We start from the raw sequence: 2664 nt of genomic DNA, 5'->3' as shown, positions 1-2664 counted from the left end.
GTCACCAGACAAGAGAATGATTATACATTCAAAACTAGATAGTAAGTAAATGATTTTGCTTCGCAAAACGTTGAAATAAATTGATTAAGTCTTCGATCGATTAGTATTCGTCAGCTCCACGTGTCACCACGCTTCCACCTCGAACCTATTAACCTCATCATCTTTGAGGGATCTTATAACCGAAGTTGGGAAATCTCATCTTGAGGGGGGCTTCATGCTTAGATGCTTTCAGCACTTATCCCGTCCATACATAGCTACCCAGCTATGCCGTTGGCACGACAACTGGTACACCAGAGGTATGTCCATCCCGGTCCTCTCGTACTAAGGACAGCTCCTCTCAAATTTCCTACGCCCACGACGGATAGGGACCGAACTGTCTCACGACGTTCTGAACCCAGCTCGCGTACCGCTTTAATGGGCGAACAGCCCAACCCTTGGGACCGACTACAGCCCCAGGATGCGATGAGCCGACATCGAGGTGCCAAACCTCCCCGTCGATGTGAACTCTTGGGGGAGATAAGCCTGTTATCCCCGGGGTAGCTTTTATCCGTTGAGCGATGGCCCTTCCATGCGGAACCACCGGATCACTAAGTCCGTCTTTCGACCCTGCTCGACTTGTAGGTCTCGCAGTCAAGCTCCCTTATGCCTTTACACTCTATGAATGATTTCCAACCATTCTGAGGGAACCTTTGAGCGCCTCCGTTACCTTTTAGGAGGCGACCGCCCCAGTCAAACTGCCCGCCTGACACTGTCTCCCACCACGATAAGTGGTGCGGGTTAGAAAGCCAACACAGCTAGGGTAGTATCCCACCAGCGCCTCCACGTAAGCTAGCGCTCACGTTTCAAAGGCTCCTACCTATCCTGTACAAGCTGTGCCGAATTTCAATATCAGGCTACAGTAAAGCTCCACGGGGTCTTTCCGTCCTGTCGCGGGTAACCTGCATCTTCACAGGTACTATGATTTCACCGAGTCTCTCGTTGAGACAGTGCCCAAATCGTTACGCCTTTCGTGCGGGTCGGAACTTACCCGACAAGGAATTTCGCTACCTTAGGACCGTTATAGTTACGGCCGCCGTTTACTGGGGCTTCGATTCGTAGCTTCGCAGAAGCTAACCACTCCTCTTAACCTTCCAGCACCGGGCAGGCGTCAGCCCCTATACATCACCTTACGGTTTAGCAGAGACCTGTGTTTTTGATAAACAGTCGCTTGGGCCTATTCACTGCGGCTCTTCTGGGCTTGCACCCTAAAGAGCACCCCTTCTCCCGAAGTTACGGGGTCATTTTGCCGAGTTCCTTAACGAGAGTTCGCTCGCTCACCTTAGAATTCTCATCTTGACTACCTGTGTCGGTTTGCGGTACGGGCACCTATTATCTATCTAGAGGCTTTTCTCGGCAGTGTGAAATCAACGACTCGAGGAAACAATTTCCTCTCCCCATCACAGCTCAATCTTAAGAGTGCCGGATTTGCCTAACACTCAATCTCACTGCTTAGACGTACAATCCAATCGTACGCTTCGCCTATCCTACTGCGTCCCCCCATCGATTAAAACGATGCTAGGTGGTACAGGAATATCAACCTGTTATCCATCGCCTACGCCTGTCGGCCTCAGCTTAGGACCCGACTAACCCAGAGCGGACGAGCCTTCCTCTGGAAACCTTAGTCAATCGGTGGACGGGATTCTCACCCGTCTTTCGCTACTCACACCGGCATTCTCACTTCTAAGCGCTCCACATGTCCTTGCGATCATGCTTCAACGCCCTTAGAACGCTCTCCTACCATTGTCCTACGGACAATCCACAGCTTCGGTAATATGTTTAGCCCCGGTACATTTTCGGCGCAGTGTCACTCGACTAGTGAGCTATTACGCACTCTTTAAATGATGGCTGCTTCTAAGCCAACATCCTAGTTGTCTGGGCAACGCCACATCCTTTTCCACTTAACATATATTTTGGGACCTTAGCTGGTGGTCTGGGCTGTTTCCCTTTCGAACACGGACCTTATCACCCATGTTCTGACTCCCAAGTTAAATTAATTGGCATTCGGAGTTTGTCTGAATTCGGTAACCCGAGAGGGGCCCCTCGTCCAAACAGTGCTCTACCTCCAATAATCATCACTTGAGGCTAGCCCTAAAGCTATTTCGGAGAGAACCAGCTATCTCCAAGTTCGATTGGAATTTCTCCGCTACCCACAGTTCATCCGCTCACTTTTCAACGTAAGTCGGTTCGGTCCTCCATTCAGTGTTACCTGAACTTCAACCTGACCATGGGTAGATCACCTGGTTTCGGGTCTACGACCAAATACTCAACGCCCTATTCAGACTCGCTTTCGCTACGGCTCCACATTTCCTGCTTAACCTTGCATCAGATCGTAACTCGCCGGTTCATTCTACAAAAGGCACGCCATCACCCATTAACGGGCTCTGACTACTTGTAAGCACACGGTTTCAAGTTCTCTTTCACTCCCCTTCCGGGGTACTTTTCACCTTTCCCTCACGGTACTGGTTCACTATCGGTCACTAGAGAGTATTTAGCCTTAGGAGATGGTCCTCCCAGATTCCGACGGAATTTCACGTGCTCCGTCGTACTCAGGATCCACTCAAGAGAGAATATATTTTCAACTACAGGATTATTACCTTCTTTGATTCAACTTTCCAGATGATTCGT

1 rRNA gene is annotated in these 2664 nt (G+C 49.9%); it reads right to left on the bottom strand.

Going from position 1 to position 2664, the window contains the following annotated elements:
- Positions 1 to 80 precede the first annotated feature (80 nt).
- Positions 81 to 2664 (bottom strand): 23S ribosomal RNA (locus SBL16_RS12095); the annotation flags it as partial.

It is taken from the genome of Staphylococcus sp. NWU MK-U1 (assembly GCF_033283505.1).
In the GTDB taxonomy this organism is placed as follows: Bacteria; Bacillota; Bacilli; order Staphylococcales; family Staphylococcaceae; genus Staphylococcus; species Staphylococcus haemolyticus.
Note: the sequence above shows the minus strand (reverse complement) of the source record. Positions and strands in the feature narration are given on the sequence as shown.